Below are 18,017 nucleotides of genomic sequence, written 5' to 3' on the forward strand. Positions count from 1 at the left end.
CCGACGCACGAAGAAAGATGATCACTGTGACCGAAGCAATCGCCACCCCGGGAGCCCTCAAGCGCCTCGCCGACGAGGGTGTGTCCGTCTGGCTGGACGACCTGTCACGGGGCCGGATCACCTCCGGCAGCCTGGCCGAACTGGTGGCGAGCGGAAGCGCCGTCGGTGTCACCACCAATCCGTCCATCTTCCAGGCCGCCATAGGCTCCGGCGAGGGCTACGAGGAGCAGCTCACCGACCTCGCCGTGCGCGGTGTGACGGTGGACGAGGCCGTACGGATGATGACGACCGCCGATGTGCGGGACGCCGCCGACGTCCTGCGTCCCGTGTACGACAGCTCCGGCGGCCGGGACGGCCGGGTCTCCATCGAGGTCGACCCGCGTCTGGCCCACGACACCAGGGCGACCGTCGCCGAGGCCAGGCAGCTGGCCTGGCTGGTCGACCGCCCCAACGTGATGATCAAGATCCCGGCGACCGAGGCGGGCCTCCCGGCGATCACCGAGGTCATCGGCCTCGGCATCAGCGTCAACGTGACCCTGATCTTCTCCCTGGAGCGCTACCGCGAGGTCATGGCCGCCTATCTGACCGGTCTGGAGCAGGCACGCGAGCGGGGCGTCGACCTGTCCACGATCCACTCCGTGGCGTCCTTCTTCGTCTCCCGCGTGGACACCGAGACCGACAAGCGGCTGACCGCCCTCGGCACCGACGAGGCCCTGGCCCTCAAGGGCCGCGCCGCCCTCGCCAACGCCCGCCTGGCCTACGCGGCGTACAAGGAGGTCTTCGCGTCCGAACGCTGGCTGGCCCTCGCCGGTGCCCGGGCGAACAAGCAGCGTCCGCTGTGGGCGTCCACCGGGGTGAAGGATCCCGCGTACAAGGACACCCTGTACGTGGACGAGCTGGTCGCGCCGGGCACGGTCAACACCATGCCGGAGGCCACCCTGAACGCCGTCGCCGACCACGCCGAGATCACCGGCGACACCGTGACCGGCGGCTACGCACAGGCACACGCCGACCTCGCCGCCGTCGAGCGGCTCGGCATCTCCTACGACGAAGTCGTCCAGCAGCTCGAGGACGAGGGCGTCGCGAAGTTCGAGGCGGCCTGGCATGAGCTGCTGGACGCCGTCACCACGTCCCTGAAGAACAAGGGAGTTGACGCCTGATGACCGAGAACGCCCCCGCCGCCCAGGCACCCGAGGCGGTGCGCGTGCCGGTGGCCCCGGCCGCCGACTGGGTGAATCCGCTGCGGGACACCCGCGACCGCCGGCTCCCCCGGGTCGCCGGGCCCTCGGGCCTGGTCATCTTCGGGGTGACCGGTGACCTGTCCCGCAAGAAGCTGATGCCGGCCGTGTACGACCTGGCCAACCGCGGTCTGCTGCCGCCGGGGTTCTCCCTCGTCGGGTTCGCCCGCCGGGACTGGGAGGACCAGGACTTCGCCGAGGTCGTGCACGACGCGGTCCGCGAGCACTCGCGCACCCCGTTCCGCGAGGAGGTGTGGCAGCAGCTCGCCGAAGGCATGCGGTTCATTCCCGGCGACTTCGACGACGACACCGCCTTCAAACAGCTGAGGGACGCCGTCGAGGAACTGGACTCCTCCCGCGGCACCGGCGGCAACTTCGCCTTCTATCTCTCGGTGCCGCCGAAGTTCTTCCCCAAGGTCGTGCAGCAGCTGAAGAAGGTCGGCCTGGCGAGCCCGCCGCAGGGCGCCTGGCGCCGGGCGGTCATCGAGAAGCCGTTCGGCCACGACCTGGAGAGCGCGCGTGAGCTGAACGCGATCGTGCACGAGGTGTTCGACCCGGACCAGGTGTTCCGCATCGACCACTACCTCGGCAAGGAGACCGTCCAGAACATCCTGGCGCTGCGCTTCGCCAACCAGATGTACGAGCCGATCTGGAACCGGTCGTACGTCGACCACGTCCAGATCACGATGGCCGAGGACATCGGCATCGGCGGCCGGGCCGGCTACTACGACGGCATCGGCGCCGCCCGGGACGTCATCCAGAACCACCTGCTGCAGCTGATGGCGCTCACCGCCATGGAGGAGCCGATCGCGTTCGACGCGGAGGCGCTGCTCACCGAGAAGCTGAAGGTGCTCAAGTCGGTGCGCCTCCCGGAGGACCTGGGCGGGCACACCGTGCGCGCCCAGTACGCGGGGGGCTGGCAGGGCGGTGAGAAGGTCGTCGGCTACCTCGAGGAGGAGGGCATCGACCCCGCGTCGAAGACCGACACCTTCGCCGCGGTCAAGCTGGGCATCGACAACCGCCGCTGGGCGGGCGTCCCCTTCTACCTGCGCACCGGCAAGCGGCTGGGCCGCCGGGTCACCGAGATCGCGGTGGTCTTCAAGCGGGCCCCGCACTCGCCGTTCGACGCCACGGCCACCGAGGAACTGGGCCAGAACGCGATCGTCATCCGCGTCCAGCCGGACGAGGGCATGACCGTGCGGTTCGGGTCGAAGGTGCCGGGAACGTCGATGGAGATCCGGGACGTGTCGATGGACTTCGCCTACGGCGAGTCGTTCACCGAGTCGAGCCCGGAGGCGTACGAGCGGCTCATCCTGGACGTACTGCTCGGCGACGCCAATTTGTTCCCCCGTCACCAGGAAGTGGAAGAGTCCTGGAAGATCCTCGACCCGATCGAGGCGTACTGGGCGGCGCACGGCAGGCCGGCGCAGTACGCGTCGGGCAGCTGGGGACCGACGGAAGCCGACGAGATGCTCGCACGAGACGGACGGAGCTGGCGCAGGCCATGAAGATCGACCTGACCGACACCACGGCAAGCAAGATCAACAAGGCGCTGGTGCAGGGCCGCCGCGCCATCGGCACGCCGGCCGTGGGCATGGTCCTGACGATGGTCATCGTCACGGACGAGGAGAACGCCTACGACTCGATCAAGGCGGCCGAGGAGGCCTCGCACGAGCACCCCTCGCGCACCCTGGTCGTCATCAAGCGACACGCCCGCACCCTGCGCGACCGCACCCACTCGCGGCTGGACGCCGAGGTGCGCGTCGGCTCCGAGGCCGGCACCGGCGAGACGGTCGTGCTGCGTACCTACGGCGAGGTGTCCGACCACGCCGACTCGGTCGTCCTGCCGCTGCTGCTGCCGGACGCCCCGGTGGTCGTGTGGTGGCCGGTGGACGCGCCCGACACCCCGTCCAAGGACCCCTTGGGCGCGCTGGCGCAGCGGCGGATCACCGACCTGTACGCGATCGAGCGGCCGATGGAGGTCCTGGAGACCCGCGCCCGCAACTACGCGCCCGGCGACACCGACCTCGCCTGGACCCGGCTCACGCTGTGGCGGTCCATGCTGGCCGCCGCCCTGGACCAGGCCCGGGTGAAGGTGACGTCGGCGGCGGTCGAGGCCGAGGCGGACAACCCCAGCGCCGAGCTGCTGGCCCGCTGGCTGGAGGCCCGGCTGAACGTGACCGTGGACCGCGTGGTCACCGCCGGGCCGGTCGTCACCGCCGTGCGCCTGGGCACCGCGAACGGCGAGATCGTCATCGACCGCCCCGAGGGACCGCTCGCCACGCTGACCCTGCCCGGCCAGCCGCCGCGCACCCTCGCCCTGAAGGTCCGCCCGACCTCCGAACTCATCGCCGAGGAACTGCGCCGCCTCGACGCCGACGAGATGTACGCCATCGCCCTCCAGGGCGAGGCCCACAAGGAGAACGCCTGAGATGGCCGAGTTCCCCGAGCTCACCGACCGGCCCGAGTGGACGGCCCTGGCCACCCACCGTGCCCAGGTCCGTCCGCACCTGCGCGAGCTGTTCGCGGCGGACCCCGGGCGCGCCGAGCGGTACGTCGTGCGGGTCGGCGACCTGCACATCGACTACAGCAAGCAGCTGATCACCGACGAGACCCTGGCCCTGCTGCGGGAACTCGCCGCCGCGACGGGCGTGTTCGCGCTGCGGGACGCCATGTTCCGCGGTGAGCGGATCAACGTCACCGAGAACCGGGCCGTGCTGCACACCGCGCTGCGCGCGCCGCGGGACGCGGTGATCGAGGTCGACGGCGAGAACGTCGTACCCAAGGTGCACGCCGTGCTGGACAAGATGGCCGTCTTCGCCGACCGGGTCCGCTCCGGCGAGTGGACCGGTCACACCGGCAAGCGCATCCGGAACGTGGTCAACATCGGCATCGGCGGTTCCGACCTCGGCCCGGCGATGGCCTACGAGGCACTGCGCCCCTATACCGCACGGGACCTGACCCTGCGGTTCGTGTCGAACGTGGACGGCGCCGACCTGCACGAGGCCACCCGGGACCTGGACCCGGCGGAGACCCTGTTCATCGTGGCGTCCAAGACGTTCACCACCATCGAGACGATCACGAACGCGACGTCGGCCCGGTCCTGGCTACTGCGGGCCTTCGACGGCGACGAGAAGGCGGTCGCCAGGCACTTCGTGGCGCTGTCCACGAACGCCGAGAAGGTCACCGGGTTCGGCATCGACCCGGACAACATGTTCGAGTTCTGGGACTGGGTCGGCGGCCGCTACTCGTACGACTCCGCGATCGGCCTGTCTCTGATGATCGCCATCGGACCCGACCGCTTCCGTGAGCTGCTCGACGGCTTCCGGATCGTCGACGACCACTTCCGCACCGCACCCGCCGAGGCCAACGCGCCCTTGCTGCTGGGCCTGCTGGGCATCTGGTACGGCAACTTCTTCGACGCCCAGACCCACGCGGTGCTGCCGTACTCGCACTACCTGTCGAAGTTCACGGCGTACCTCCAGCAGCTGGACATGGAGTCCAACGGCAAGTCCGTGCAGCGCGACGGCAACCCCGTCCGGTGGCAGACCGGACCGGTCGTGTGGGGCACGCCCGGCACCAACGGCCAGCACGCCTACTACCAGTTGATCCACCAGGGCACCAAGCTGATCCCGGCGGACTTCATCGGTTTCGCCCGCCCGATCGGCGAGCTGAGCGAGGAACTCAAGGCCCAGCACGACCTGCTGATGGCCAACTTCTTCGCGCAGACCCAGGCGCTCGCCTTCGGCAAGACGGCGGAGGAGGTCCGTGCGGAGGGTGTCGCCGAGGAACAGGTGGCACACCGCACCTTCCGCGGCGACCACCCCACCACCACGATCCTCAGCCCCGAGCTGACCCCGTCCGTGCTCGGCCAGCTCGTCGCGCTCTACGAGCACAAGGTGTTCGTGCAGGGCGCGGTGTGGAACATCGACTCCTTCGACCAGTGGGGGGTGGAACTGGGCAAGGTCCTCGCCAAGCGCGTCGAGCCCGCCCTCACGGAGGCCGCCGACGTGCCCGGTCTCGACCCGTCCACCAAGGCCCTCGTCGCCGCCTACCGCACTCTCAAGAACGCATCGGAGAACTGACATGCAGCTCGGTCTCATCGGTCTCGGCAAGATGGGCGGCAACATGCGCGAGCGGATCCGCCGCGCCGGCCACACCGTCATCGGCTACGACCGCAACCCGGACGTCTCCGACGTCAAGAGCCTCGCCGAACTGGTCGAGAAGCTGGACGCGCCGCGCCAGGTGTGGGTGATGGTGCCCGCCGGCACGGCCACGCAGGGCGTCATCGACGAGCTCAAGGACCTGCTGTCCGAGGGCGACACGGTGATCGACGGCGGCAACTCCCGCTGGACGGACGACGAGAAGCATGCCGCGGAACTCGGCATCAAGGGCATCGGCTTCGTCGACGCCGGTGTCTCCGGCGGTGTGTGGGGCCTGCAGAACGGCTACGCGCTCATGGTCGGCGGCGACAAGGAGCATGTGGAGCGGCTCCGGCCGGTCTTCGAGGCGCTCAAGCCGGAGGGCCCGTACGGCTACGTCCACGCGGGCCGGGTCGGTGCCGGGCACTTCTCGAAGATGGTCCACAACGGCATCGAGTACGCCATGATGCAGGCCTACGCCGAGGGCTGGGAACTGCTGGAGAAGGTCAAGTCGGTGGACAACGTCCGCGAGGTCTTCCGCTCCTGGCAGGAAGGCACCGTCATCCGGTCCTGGCTGCTCGACCTCGCGGTCAACGCCCTGGACGACGACGAGCACCTGGAGAAGCTGCGCGGCTACGCGGAGGACTCCGGTGAGGGCCGCTGGACCGTGGAGGCGGCCATCGACAACGCGGTCCCGCTGCCGGCGATCACCGCTTCCCTCTTCGCGCGGTTCGCCTCCCGCCAGGACGACTCGCCACAGATGAAGATGATCGCCGCGCTGCGCAACCAGTTCGGCGGCCACGCGGTCGAGAAGAAGGACTGACCCGCCCGTGAGGGACCTCCTGCGGGTCCTCCCCCACTGCCTCGAGGGCGTGGGAGGTACCCCCAGGTGAGACGGAGTGGAACAGGTCGGGACAGCACACCGGCTGGACCGGCCTGCCCCTGACCGGGAACGGCGAGGAACAGGCCGACACCCCCCTACTCGACCTGCCCTGACCGGGAACGGCGAGGAACAGGCCAAGTGCTCGCCCCGCTCGTCACCGGCCGGACCTACGCCGGGGGGGGGCGCCCGGCGTGATCGGCGAGGCGGGCATGTCCCTGGCGCACCTCGTCCGGCTCAACGTCTACACCACGGACGTCGATCTACTCTTCCGGCACTACGGCGTGCTGGCCGGTCGGTTGGCCGCCGCCGGGGTGGCGCCGGCCGGCACGATGCTCGGCGTGACACGGCTGGCGATCCCCGGCCTGCTGGTCGAGCTGGAGGGGACCGCCGTCGCGTGACCCGCCGTCGGCGGCGCCGTGCGTCCGCGGACCCGAGCGGGCCCGGGCGCACGGCCTGCCCGAGGAACCCACCCCCAGGTATGCGGATCGGGCAGGCCGGTACGCGGCCGGCCGAGCCCTGGCCCTGCGTCACCGTGCCCCCCGGCACCGATTGACAGTGCCGTCCGCATCGGGTCAGAGTCCCGCTGGTGGAGATCAACGAGCTGACGGCGGCCGAGGAGCGGGTGTGGCGGGCGTTTCCGCGGGGCGAGGCGGTGGACTTCCGGGAGGATCCTGACGAGGATCCGGCCGACGGCGGGAACTGGGGCCCTGAACGGACCGTGCGGGCCCGGGTGTTGCGGTCCCTGCTGCTCGACGGACCGCAGCAGGACGGCGAGATACCGTCGCTGAGTCTGGCGGGCGCCCGGATCACCGGCCGGTTCGACCTGCAGTACGCGACGATCGACCACCCGGTGCGGCTGCGGCACTGCCACTTCGACGAGGCCCCGCGGTGCTACGCCGCCCGGCTGCGGGAACTCAACCTGAGCGAGTCCGTCCTGCCCGGCCTGGTCGCCCACGCCGTCCACGTGGACGGCCTCGTGCGCCTGACCCGTGCCCGGTGCGCAGGTGTCGTCCGGCTCGGCGGCGCCCGGATCGCCGGCAGCCTGTACCTGGAGGGCGCGGAGCTGGTCGCGCCGGACACCGAGGAGCCGGTGCTCCAGCTCAACCAGGCCGCGGTCGGCGCGGATCTGTGGGCACCGGGGCTGCGCACGGTGGGTCGGATACGGCTGAACGGCGCCTCCGTCGCCGGGTCGCTCAACCTCAACGACGCGCGGCTCGGCAACCCCGGAGACGCCGCGCTCGACGCGGAGACGTTCGCCGTCGAGGGCGACATGCTGGTCCGGCACGCCGAGGTGCACGGCTGGGTGGGCCTGCGCGGCGCCCGTATCGGCGGACGGCTCGACCTCTCGTACGCCTTCCTGTCGCATCCGGGCCGCTCGGTGCTGCGGGCCGGCAGCGCGACCATCGGCGAGCTGTGGCTGCGCAAGGCGCCGCCCATGGAGGGCGCCCTCAATCTGCGCCGCGCCCAGCTCGACGTCCTGCTGCTGGAGCCGGAGTCGGTGCCCGATCAGGTGCTGCTCGGCGACCTGACGTACACCTCGCTCACCCCGCACGAGCCGGCCGAGCGCCGCCTGCCCATGCTGGAGCGGGAGCGTGACGGCTATGTCCCCCACGCCTACGAGCAGTTGACGGCCGCCTACCGCCGGGTCGGCGACGACCACGCCGCCCGGCTGGTACAGCTCGCCAAGCAGCGCCGGCACCGCCGCACCCTGCCCTGGTACGGCCGGCTGTGGGGTCTGGTCCAGGACGTCACCGTCGGCTACGGGTTCCGTCCGCTGCGGGCGGCCGGATGGCTGCTGTCGCTGCTCGCCCTCGGCTCCGTCGCCTACGCGCTGCACCATCCGCAGCCGCTGAAACCGGGCGAGGCTCCCCCGTTCGATCCGGTGTTCTACACCCTGGACCTGCTGCTGCCGGTGATCTCCTTCGGCCAGGACTCCGCGTTCGCCCCGCGCGGCGGGTACCAGATCCTCGCCCACCTCCTGGTCCTCACCGGCTGGATCCTGGCCACCACGGTGATCGCGGGCGTCACCCGCACGGTCAGCCGCCAGTAGCCGCGTGCCGGGCGCCCGGCCGCCCCGGGGCCGTGGCGGCCGTCCGGGATGTGACGAACATCCCCGCGGGAACCGGCGGCCCTGCTTCTACAATCACCGGCACGGGATCGGGCGCGCCGCCCGGGCGCCCCACGGCCGAAGGAAACCGATGACCAGCGTCGAAGAGCCGGCAAGACCCGGCGGGCGGGTGCGTGACGCCGCCCGCACCAAGGCCGAGATCCTCGACGCGGCCACGCAGGAGTTCGCCCGGTCCGGCTACGACGGCGCCCGGGTCGACGAGATCGCGGCCCGTACCCGCACCACCAAGCGGATGATCTACTACTACTTCGGCGGCAAGGAGCAGCTGTTCACCGCCGTGCTGGAGCGGGCCTACGAGGCCATCCGGGAGGCCGAGCGGCAGCTGGACGTCGAGCACCTGGATCCGGTCGCGGCGATCCGCCGGCTGGCCGAGCTGACCTTCGACCACCACGAGCGGCACCCGGACTTCATCCGCCTGGTCAGCATCGAGAACATCCACGGCGCCGGGCACATCACGGCATCCGCGAGCCTCGGCGGGATCGGCTCCCCCGCGCTGGACGTGATCCACCGCGTCCTCGCCGCCGGCCGGGAGTCCGGGCTGTTCACAGCCGACGTGGACGCGGTCGACCTGCACGCCGTGATCAGCTCGTTCTGCTTCTTCCGGGTCGCCAACCGGCCCACCTTCGGCGCGCTGTTCGGCCGGGACCTGACGCACCCGGCGCAGCGGGAGCACTACCGGACGCTGCTCGGCGACATGGTGATCGCCTACCTCACGGCGGACCGGACGTCCGGCTGACGCCGTGGCCGGCGCCCGGCGTCAGCCGCTCACCAGCAGCTCCGTCCAGGCCGCCGCCACCCGGTCCAGCGCGTAGCTTTCCCGCACCTGGGCGCGGGCTGCCTCGGCCGCGGACCGCCAGGCTTCCTGTGTCTCGCCGAGCCGGGCGATCGCCTCGGCCATCGCCTGCGGGCTGTCGTGGATCCACCGCCGGTCGTAGATCTCGTCGGCGCCGGGCCACGGCAGCAGCGCCGGTACGGCGCCGGAGGCCATGCCCTCGGCCGGGGCGAGGTGGAAGCTCTCGTCGTCGCTGGTGGACAGGACGTGACCGATCCGGCGCAGCCAGGTCGCCACGTCCGCGCCGAAGCCGTCGAAGACGACGGCCCCTTCGAGCAGCGGGGAGGTCTGGATCCGGCGCAGGATCGCGTCGTAGTGCGCGCGCTCCTCCGGCTTGTTCCAGATCCACCAGTACTCCCAGGGCGGCCGGGACTTGACCGACAGGTGCCAGCGCCGGTCCCGGGCGCGGAGCGCTTCGAGCACGTCCAGGCCGAGATCGAGGCGCTTGCGGCTGGGCGCGATGCCGATCATGCCGAGCCGGCGCCGGGCGCCGGGTGCTTTGGGCCGGTCGAGCTGGTCGGCGTCGACCCAGTTCGGGACGACCACGACCTTGGCCTCGGGCCAGCCGGTGTGCTCCAGGGTGCGGCGGGCGTAGGAGGGGCTCACGCAGATCACCTTGTCGACGGCGTCGATGTCCACCTGCCGCGGCCATTCGGCGTCGAGTTCGAACCGGTGCAGCCGGATCACGAGCCGGCTGCCGTGCCGCTTGTGGCGGCTGTACCAGACGGCGGCCGGGCCGCACCACTCGACGACCATCACATCGGCCCAGTCGGCAAGTTCGCGGCTCACGGCGGGATCGTGCCGGGCCAGCGCGGGCCAGTCGTCGACCCGGACGTCGACTCGGGGCAGGGCGCGGAAGTGGTCGAGGAGCCGGGTGAGGAACTTCAGGTCGTGTCCCGCGACGCCGACCCGCAGCGGGCGGGTGCGGTGGGTCACGGCGGCCGGTGCGGGCGGGAAGGCCCGGCCGAGGTGGGCGCGCCAGCGGCCGGCGGCGGCCCGGAGGGTGTGGCGGCGGGCGGCGTCCTGGCAGCGGGCCGCCGCGAGCCGGCGGACCTCGGGGTCGCGGGCGGCCCGGGCCACGGCCTCGGCGGCGTCCCCGAGGCCTGCCCGGCCGGGGACGTAGAGGGGGTAGTCGGTGCCCAGCAGCGCCTCGTGGGCGGGTGTGCGGTTGAGTACGACGGGCAGGCCGAGTGACCCGAACTCCAGGACCTTGGTGGAGAGTTCGAGGCTCGCGTCGAGCCGGGGGTCGCGCCAGCCGAGGCCGAGGTCGCAGTCGGCGGCGATGCGCATGGCCTCCTCGCGCGGCTGTCCGCCGTGGTGGTGCACGCGGGGGGTGCCGCCGTGCAGGGCACGGAACATCGCGTCCTGGAATTCCGGATGCGCGGGGTCGTCGTGGATCTTGTCGCCGACGGTGTGGAGTTCGGCACGGACACCCCGCTCGGCCAGCAGCGCCGGCAGCCGGGTCATGGGCAGGGTGTTCCACAGCGGTGCGAACTTGCCGGTGTAGACGAGCCGCAGCGGGTCGTGCGGCCGGTCGTCGTCCGGTACCGGGAAGGCGGGTTCGGGCACGGCGGGCGGGCAGAGCACGCTGCGGCCGCAGGCCTCCGGTACCCATGTCTCCAAGAAGCAGCGCAACTCCTCGGTCTGGCAGAGGAGTTGCCTGGAGGCGGAGGCGATGCGGGCGAGTTCGGCGCGGGCTTGCTCGGTCATCGCCGCGGCGGACTGCGGGATGTCGGTGAGGTAGGCCCAGATCCGCCCGTCGAAGTGGCCGTCGGCGACGACCCGGCCGACGAGCCTGCGTCCGCGCAGCACGAGCAGGTCGCAGGATTCCTCCCGGTCGAGCCGGGCGAGCAGCCGTGAGGCCTGCACCGGTGACAGGGGACGGCCTCCCTGCCCCTCGACCAGCCGTTCCTCGGCGGGCCGCACGAGCCGCACGCCGGGCAGCCCGGCCAGCGGATCGGTCAGCCGCCCGGTCTCCACGGGCGCCTTGAGCACCAGCCGGGTCTCACAGCCGGCCAGTGCCAGCGCCTGCACGGTCGACTGGGCCCACACGGCGGAGCCGTCGATGAGGTTGAGGTCCACGTCGCCGTAGACCAGGGCGCGTACCACGCGAGTCATGACGGCTCCTTCCCGCGCACGGCGAACAGGCGGTACCCCCGGCCGCACCAGGTCTGCGGCGGCGCCCCCGCGAGGTGCAGGGACCGGTGGACCAGCAGGGGCCGCCGCAGTGCCGTTACAAACGTGTAGTCGGCGTCTCCGGGCGCGTGGCCCAGCGCGTCGGCGCCCGAGTACTCCTGGGCGCACAGCAGGTCCAGCAGCAGGGTGTCCGGGCGTTCCTCGGTGAGGTCGGTCCAGTCGGCGACCCAGGCCGCGGCGGGCAGCCCGGTGCGGACGGCGACGCCCGCGCCGGCGAGTTCGTCCAGGCCCGCCGGTTCGGTGACGACCACTTCGGCGGGGCGGTGCTGCTGGCCCAGCACCTGCGCGACCAGGCGGGTCACGTCGTGCCGGCCGCGGGGGGCGGCGAGCACGGCCACCCGACGTCCGTCCAGCGGGTCCGGGGCGCCGACCAGCCGGGCGAGTTCCGCGAGCCGCACCCGGGTGCTGTCCCACTGGAACGCCTCCCGCAGCCGCTCCCTGCCGTCCCCGGCCGGATCGAGCCGGGACAGCCGCACGCCGGTGTCGGCGTCCAGGACCGCGTCCCAGGCCAGGTGGGTGAGGCCGGGCGCGGCGGATGCCGGGGCGTCCCGCCACAGGACGGCCGACCGGCCCAGTGCCCGTGCCTCGGTGAGGAGTTCGGCGAGCCTGCGGTCGAGGTCCGGGGCCAGGCCGGTGCCGGCGAGCGACCAGGGGCCGTCCTGGGTGCAGGCGCTGAGCTGCACCACGACGGCGTCCGGGTCGGTGCGGCGCACGAGCAGGCCGCCGTCGTGCGGGAGGGGCCGGTTCACGACGGCGTCGGCCGCGAAGTCCTCGGCGGTGCGGTCGGTGAGCACACCCGTGATCACCAGCCGGTCGCGTGGTGCGCAGGAGAAGGCGCGGTGCGTCAGGTGCAGGCGGTCGTCGGCGGCCACGGCCGCGGCACCGACGGCGACCGGCGGGGGTGCCGGTGCGGGCCGCCTCGTGGCTCGCGCCCGCCACAGCCCGTACAGCTCCCGCGGCAGCCGCACCGCCCCGCGCCGCGGCGACCGTGCCGCCGACACCAGCGCCTTGCCCACCCGGAGCGAGGTCGAGGCCTCCAGCATGCTCACCCGTGTCTGCAGCACCTCGACGCGTTCACGGGCCCCGCGCAGGGCCGAGGCCAGCTGGTCCTTCTCGCGCACGGCGGCGGCGAGGCGGTCGGCGAGCCCGTCCTCGCGGACGGCGTCCCGGGCGCGTTCCGCCTCCTCGGCGCGGCGCTCCAGATCCAGGTGGCGGGCGCGCAGGGAGCGGGAGACGAGGTCGGCGAGGACGTGTTCGCCGGCGATGCGCAGGGTGGTGGCGAAGCCGTCCGCCGCCACGGGCCGCCCGAACCAGTCGTGCGGGGGCAGGAGTTCGTCCGTGCCGAGGCGGGCGAACACCGCGCCCGCGTGCAGGTGCACGTAGTCGAGCGGGGCGGCCCGCAGCACCTGGCAGCGCTGGGCCACCAGGCCGTCCAGGAGCCGGTGGTAGGGCGGTTCGGGTCCGGGGTGACCGAAGAGGAGCAGGCCGCGGGCGCCGGGGTGCATGCGTGCCAGCACCGCGAGACAGTCCCCCTCGGTTCCGTGCAGGGCGGGGTCGGGACCGTACGACAGGAGCACCAGCTCGGCGTCGCCGATGTCCCGTTCGCCGTCGTCGCCGAGCAGGGCCACGCCGTCGGGGAGGTGGAGGCAGGGTTCGAGGCGCAGGCCGCGGCCGGCCGCGTCGACGACCGTGGTGACGCCGTCCAGGTGCGGGTGGAGCAGATCGGTCAGGCGCATCAGCGGATCCTCGTGAAGACGTGGAAGCCGACCTCGATCTCCCGGAAACCGTACGGCCGGAACTCGGTGTGCCGCAGGCCGAGGGGTTCGAGTGCGGCGCGGTAGGCGGCCCTCGGCCGGTGCAGGATGCGGTCGCCGCGGGCCCGGGGCACGGGCGTGTCCTCGTCGGTGACGATCAGTCGGCCGGTGAGCCGGACCAGGGAGGCCAGGTTGTCCAGGGCCGCCGACCACTCGGTGTCGTCGAGGAGGTGGAAGAGCACGTCGACGCAGACGACGATGTCGTACGGCCACGGGCTGCGCCAGGCGTCGAGCCGGGCCTGGGCGTAGCGCGGGCCGCCGCCGGCCGCGCGGGCCCGGTCGACGGCTTCCGCGCCGGCGTCGAAGGCGTCCACGCGGTGGCCGCAGCGGGCCAGGGCGCGCGCGAAGCGGCCCTCTCCGCAGCCCGCGTCGAGCACGAACAGCGGCGCCGCCGGGCTGCTGAGGTCGCCGATGAGGCCGAGCAGGGTGCCGAGCCGGATCGCGTGGAAGAGTTCGTCGCCGGCGCGGTCGAGGCCGAAGTGGCCGCCGGAGGGCGGCTCGTCCGGCTCGAGGTGGCGGGTGTCCCAGTGGTCGAGGGTGCCGTCAGTCATGGTGCTCCAGCCACTGGGTGACCACCCGGGCGATGCGGGGGCCGGCCTTGCCGTCCCACAGCGGCGGTCCCTCCGGGGGTGTGGCCGGTCCGCCGTCGAGGGCCTTGCGCAGGGCGGGGACCAGCTCGGTGTGGGTGACGAGGCGGTTGGTGCCGTGGGTGACGGTGACCGGGCGTTCGGTGGTGGTGCGCAGCGTCAGGCAGGGCACGCCGAGCACGGTGGTCTCCTCCTGCACGCCGCCGGAGTCGGTGACCACGGCGGCCGCGCCGCGCACCAGGCTCATGAACTCCAGGTAGCCGAGCGGTTCGAGCAGATGTACGCCGGGCGCGCCGTCCAGGCCGGCCGCGTGCAGCGCGTCCCGGCCGCGGGGGTGCAGCGGGACGGCGAGGTCCAGGTGGCGGGCCGCCTCGGTGAGCGCGCGGGCGGCGGCGCGGGCGGCCTCGGGGCCGTCGACGTTGGCGGGACGGTGCAGGGTGACGACGCCGTAGCGGCCGGGCAGCCCGTACGCGGTACGGGCGGCGGCCGGGTCGAGGAGGTGCAGACGGGTACGCAGGGTGTCGATCATGGGGTTGCCGACGAAGTGCACCCGGGCCGGGTCGGTGCCCTCGCGGGCGAGGTGGCCGACGGCTTCGGGGCTGGTGACGAACAGCAGCTCGGCCAGCTGGTCGACCAGGCGCCGGTTGACCTCCTCCGGCATCGCCATGTCGAAGCTGCGCAGGCCTGCTTCCACATGGGCGACGGGGACGCCGAGCTTGGCGGCGACCAGGGCTGCGGCCATCGTGGAGTTGACGTCGCCGTAGACCATGACGAGGGCCGGGGCACGGGCGGTCACCTCGGCCTCCAAGGCCACCAGCAGGTCGGCGGTCTGCCGGGCGTGGCTGCCGGAGCCGACACCCAGGTCGGTGTCCGGCCGGGGCAGTCCGAGCTGCCGGAAGAACACGTCCGACATCCGGGCGTCGTAGTGCTGGCCGGTGTGGACCAGGACCTGGTCGCAGCCGGCCGCTCCGAGCGCGGCGACGACCGGTGCCGCCTTGACGAAGTTGGGCCGGGTGCCGACCACATGGAGTACTCGGCCGTTCATGTCCTCGCCTTCCGTCGGCGGTCGAACGAGCGGGGATCAGAGGGAAGTCCGTGCCGGGCCGTCACCGGCGCGTGCTCACGGCCGAAGCGCTCCGCGCCCTGTCGGCCTACCGTGGCGGCATGTCCCGTCGTGTCCCCCGCGCTGTCAGTCTGGCCGCATCCGTGGCGTGGGGCGAGTTGCGCCAGGATCCCGCCCGGGCCGTGCTGCTCGGCGTACGACTGCTGCCGGCGGGGGTCCGGGGCCGGGTGGGGCCGGTGGAGCGGTGGCTGTCGGCACGGGCCCGTGCCGCGGGTCCCGGCGCGGCGCCGTCCGCCGTCCGGGTGGTCGCCCCCGCCGGGCGGCCGGTGCGGCCCGTGCCCGGCCGGGTGCTGCATCTGGTGACCAACTCGCTGCCGTTCGCCCACGCCGGGTACACCGTGCGCACGCAGAAGCTCGCCGAGGCCCAGCGGGCCGCCGGGCTCGATCCGCACGTCGTGACCCGGGTCGGGTTCCCGGTGACGCGCGGGGTGCTGGACGCCTCCCCGGTACAGACGGTGGCCGGTGTGCCGCAGCACCGGCTGCTGCCGGCCCGGCTGCCGTACGGGCAGGCTGCGCTGCTGGCCCGCAACGCGGACCTCGCGGGGCGGTTGGTGGAGCGGCTGCGGCCGGCCGTGCTGCACGCGGCCACCGACCACGGCAACGGGCGGGTGGCCCTCGCCCTGCGGGAGGCCTACGGGCTGCCGGTGGTCTACGAGGTGCGGGGCTTTCTGGAGGAGACCTGGCTGACCCAGGACCCGGCGCGCAGTGCGCTCGACCCCGTCTACCGGATGCGGCGCGAGCTGGAGACGCACTGCATGCGGGAGGCCGATCTGGTGCTGACGCTGGGTGCGGCGATGAAGGCCGAGATCGTGGCGCGCGGGGTGCCCGAGGGGCGGGTGCTGATCGTGCCGAACGCGGTGGACGCCATGTTCCTTGCGCCGCCGCCCGACGGGGCGCCGGTGCGCGCCCGCCTCGGTATCGCCCCGGACGACTACGTGGTGGGCACGGTAGGCAGCCTGACCCCGCACGAGGGGATCGGTACGTTGCTCCATGCGGGTGCCGAGCTGAGGCGGCGCGGAGTTCCGCTGCGGCTGCTGATCGTGGGCGACGGTCCGGAGCGCGCGGCGCTGCAGCGGCTGGCCGCCCGGCTGGGCCTGGACGACGGTGCCGCGTTGTTCACCGGCCGCGTCCCGCACGCTCAAGTGCGGGATTTCCACGCTGTGTTGGATGTGTTCGCGGTGCCGCGCACCGACGAGCGGGTCTGCCATCTGGTGACCCCTCTCAAACCGGTCGAAGCGATGGCGAGCGGACTGCCTGTCGCAGCAAGTGATCTCACCGCAATGAGAGAACTGGTCGAACCGGAGGTTAACGGACGGCTAATTCCGCCCAAATCACCTATTGCCTGGGCAGATGCCCTCGAAATGGTGCTTTACAGTCATAAGCGGCGGCTCGAATGGGGAGCCGCCGCTCGCGCGGCAGTCGCGCGGGATCGCACCTGGGACCGGGTCGCCGCGACGACCCTCGAGGCGTATCGCTCTCTCGGATGCGTCTGAGGCCCTGCGCACCCCCACCAGTCCAGCCGTGAAGGCCGGGTGATTCCCTATGCAGGTCGAACGGATACAACCGCTCGGGGACGACAGCGAACCGCTCGGGGACGACAGCGAACCGCTCGGGGACGACAGCGAACCGCTCGGGGGCGGGGAGCGGGAAGGACCGGCCGGCGATGTCGAACTCGCCGTGATCGGGCTCGGTTACGTCGGACTGCCGCTGGCACGGGAGGCGTCCTCGGTCGGTCTGCGCGTGGTGGGCCTGGACCGCGATCCGCGCGTCGTCGCAGGGCTCAACTCCGGCCGTTCGCACGTCGACGACGTGTCCGACGACGACGTCCGCCGGATGCGCGACGCCGGTTTCACCGCGACCGCCGACGCATCCTGCCTGGCACGCGCGCAGACCGTCGTGATCTGTGTGCCGACGCCGCTGAGCGAGGACGGCGGACCCGATCTGGGTGCCGTCGTCTCGGCCGCCCGCGCGGTGGCCGGCCGGCTGGCCCGCGGACAGCTGGTGGTGCTGGAGTCCACCACGTATCCCGGCACCACCGAGGAGGTCGTCCGCCCCCTGCTGGAGGAGTCCGGACTGCGGGCCGGCACGGACTTCGCCCTCGCCTTCTCGCCCGAACGGATCGATCCCGGCAACACCCGGCACGGGCTGCGCGAGACCCCGAAGGTGGTCGGTGGCTGCACCCCGTCCTGCGCGGTGCGTGCCGTGGCCTTCTACGGCAAGTTGGTGGAGACGGTCGTCCAGGCCAAGGGCACCCGCGAGGCCGAGATGGCCAAGCTGCTGGAGAACACCTACCGCCACGTCAACATCGCCCTGGTCAACGAACTGGCCGTCATCAGCCGCGAACTGCGCGTCGACGTGTGGGACGCGATCCGCTGTGCGGCGACCAAGCCCTTCGGCTTCCAGGCCTTCCGGCCGAGCCCCGGAGTGGGCGGCCACTGCATCCCCATCGACCCCAACTACCTGTCGTACAAGGTGCGCTCGTCCCTGGGCCACGAGTTCCGGTTCGTCGAGCTGGCCCAGGAGATCAACCGGCGGATGCCGGAGTACGTGGTGCGCCGCGCCCAGGACCTGCTCAACACCGCCGGTCGCCCGCTGCACGGCTCCCGGGTGCTGCTGCTCGGGGTCACCTACAAGCCGGACGTCGCCGACCTGCGGGAGACTCCCGCGGAGCCGGTGGCGCGGCTGCTGCGGGAGCGGGAGGCCGACATCGCCTTCCACGATCCGCACGTGCCGCTGTGGTCGGTCGACGCGCAGCCGGTCCCGCGCGTCGGCGACCTCACGGCCGCACTGCGCGAGCACGACCTGACGATCCTGCTCCAGGACCATTCGGCCTACGACCTGCCGGCCCTCGCGGACACCGCACGGCTGCTGTTCGACACCCGCGGACGGATCTTCCGGCCCGGCGTCGAGGTCCTCTAGGGGGCGTCGCTCGGATCAGCCCGGGCCGCGACGTCCGGCACGGCACCTCGCCGCGTCGCCGGAACACCCGGGTACGCCCGGTACGCGGGAGGTCCTCCGCCTCGCCGCCCGCCTCGGCGACGGCACCGGCACCACCGGTCATGCACCGCACCGGA

General features: G+C 72.6%; 13 protein-coding genes and 2 pseudogenes. 11 read left to right on the forward strand and 4 right to left on the reverse strand.

The features are described 5' to 3' along the window. The first annotated feature begins 17 nt into the window (after positions 1–17). The 9 genes and pseudogenes from tal to ACZ4SF_RS11565 all read left to right on the forward strand — a co-directional run bounded on the left by tal (position 18) and on the right by ACZ4SF_RS11565 (position 9,127). Positions 18–1,160, forward strand: a complete 1,143-nt coding sequence (gene tal, locus ACZ4SF_RS11525; protein ID WP_468381570.1) for a transaldolase — start codon at positions 18–20, stop codon at positions 1,158–1,160. Next, entirely contained in the window at positions 1,160–2,746 is a 1,587-nt protein-coding gene (gene zwf / locus ACZ4SF_RS11530) for a glucose-6-phosphate dehydrogenase (RefSeq protein WP_468381573.1), read from the forward strand. Before tal ends, zwf begins: the two co-directional genes overlap by 1 nt. Further along, positions 2,743–3,669 (forward strand): glucose-6-phosphate dehydrogenase assembly protein OpcA, encoded by a 927-nt coding sequence (opcA, locus tag ACZ4SF_RS11535; protein WP_468381576.1) that lies wholly within the window; start codon positions 2,743–2,745, stop codon positions 3,667–3,669. The genes zwf and opcA overlap by 4 nt, the downstream gene beginning before the upstream one ends. A 1-nt stretch (position 3,670) precedes the next feature. Next, entirely contained in the window at positions 3,671–5,323 is a 1,653-nt protein-coding gene (gene pgi, locus ACZ4SF_RS11540; protein ID WP_468381579.1) for a glucose-6-phosphate isomerase, read from the forward strand. A gap of 1 nt (position 5,324) precedes the next feature. Next, the gene (gnd, locus tag ACZ4SF_RS11545) at positions 5,325–6,203 is read left to right on the forward strand and encodes a phosphogluconate dehydrogenase (NAD(+)-dependent, decarboxylating) (RefSeq protein ID WP_468381582.1); all 879 of its coding nucleotides are present in this window, start codon (positions 5,325–5,327) and stop codon (positions 6,201–6,203) included. A gap of 65 nt (positions 6,204–6,268) precedes the next feature. Continuing rightward, positions 6,269–6,364 (forward strand): annotated as a pseudogene (locus tag ACZ4SF_RS11550) (histidine phosphatase family protein); the annotation flags it as partial. 90 nt (positions 6,365–6,454) lie between these two features. Then, positions 6,455–6,661: pseudogene (locus ACZ4SF_RS11555) on the forward strand (Rid family hydrolase); the annotation flags it as partial. A gap of 188 nt (positions 6,662–6,849) precedes the next feature. Next, a complete protein-coding gene (locus tag ACZ4SF_RS11560; RefSeq protein ID WP_468381585.1) occupies positions 6,850–8,313 on the forward strand; it encodes a membrane-associated oxidoreductase in 1,464 nt (487 codons plus the stop codon). 148 nt (positions 8,314–8,461) lie between these two features. Next, entirely contained in the window at positions 8,462–9,127 is a 666-nt protein-coding gene (locus ACZ4SF_RS11565) for a TetR/AcrR family transcriptional regulator (RefSeq protein WP_468381588.1), read from the forward strand. A gap of 21 nt (positions 9,128–9,148) precedes the next feature. Here the strand turns inward: ACZ4SF_RS11565 and ACZ4SF_RS11570 are convergent, their stop codons facing one another. Genes ACZ4SF_RS11570 through wecB form a run of 4 tightly spaced genes read right to left on the reverse strand, consistent with a single transcriptional unit; the run spans position 9,149 to position 14,865 of the window. Beyond that, on the reverse strand, positions 9,149–11,341 hold the full coding sequence (locus ACZ4SF_RS11570) for a glycosyltransferase (protein ID WP_468381591.1): 2,193 nt from the start codon (positions 11,339–11,341) through the stop codon (positions 9,149–9,151). Next, on the reverse strand, positions 11,338–13,155 hold the full coding sequence (locus ACZ4SF_RS11575; RefSeq protein WP_468381593.1) for a hypothetical protein: 1,818 nt from the start codon (positions 13,153–13,155) through the stop codon (positions 11,338–11,340). The genes ACZ4SF_RS11570 and ACZ4SF_RS11575 overlap by 4 nt, the downstream gene beginning before the upstream one ends. Next, the gene (locus ACZ4SF_RS11580) at positions 13,155–13,784 is read right to left on the reverse strand and encodes a class I SAM-dependent methyltransferase (protein WP_468381595.1); all 630 of its coding nucleotides are present in this window, start codon (positions 13,782–13,784) and stop codon (positions 13,155–13,157) included. The genes ACZ4SF_RS11575 and ACZ4SF_RS11580 overlap by 1 nt, the downstream gene beginning before the upstream one ends. Further along, the gene (wecB, locus tag ACZ4SF_RS11585; protein WP_468381599.1) at positions 13,777–14,865 is read right to left on the reverse strand and encodes a non-hydrolyzing UDP-N-acetylglucosamine 2-epimerase; all 1,089 of its coding nucleotides are present in this window, start codon (positions 14,863–14,865) and stop codon (positions 13,777–13,779) included. Before wecB ends, ACZ4SF_RS11580 begins: the two co-directional genes overlap by 8 nt. A gap of 119 nt (positions 14,866–14,984) precedes the next feature. Here wecB and ACZ4SF_RS11590 point away from each other — a divergent pair, with 119 nt between their 5' ends. Together ACZ4SF_RS11590 and ACZ4SF_RS11595 are read left to right on the forward strand one after the other, a co-directional pair. Then, positions 14,985–16,436 carry a glycosyltransferase gene (locus tag ACZ4SF_RS11590; protein ID WP_468381602.1) on the forward strand — a complete coding sequence of 484 codons (1,452 nt, stop codon included), beginning with the start codon at positions 14,985–14,987 and terminating at the stop codon, positions 16,434–16,436. 49 nt (positions 16,437–16,485) lie between these two features. Then, entirely contained in the window at positions 16,486–17,862 is a 1,377-nt protein-coding gene (locus ACZ4SF_RS11595; protein WP_468381605.1) for a nucleotide sugar dehydrogenase, read from the forward strand. Positions 17,863–18,017 lie beyond the last annotated feature (155 nt).

Source organism: Streptomyces sp. NPDC027663 (assembly GCF_055566415.1).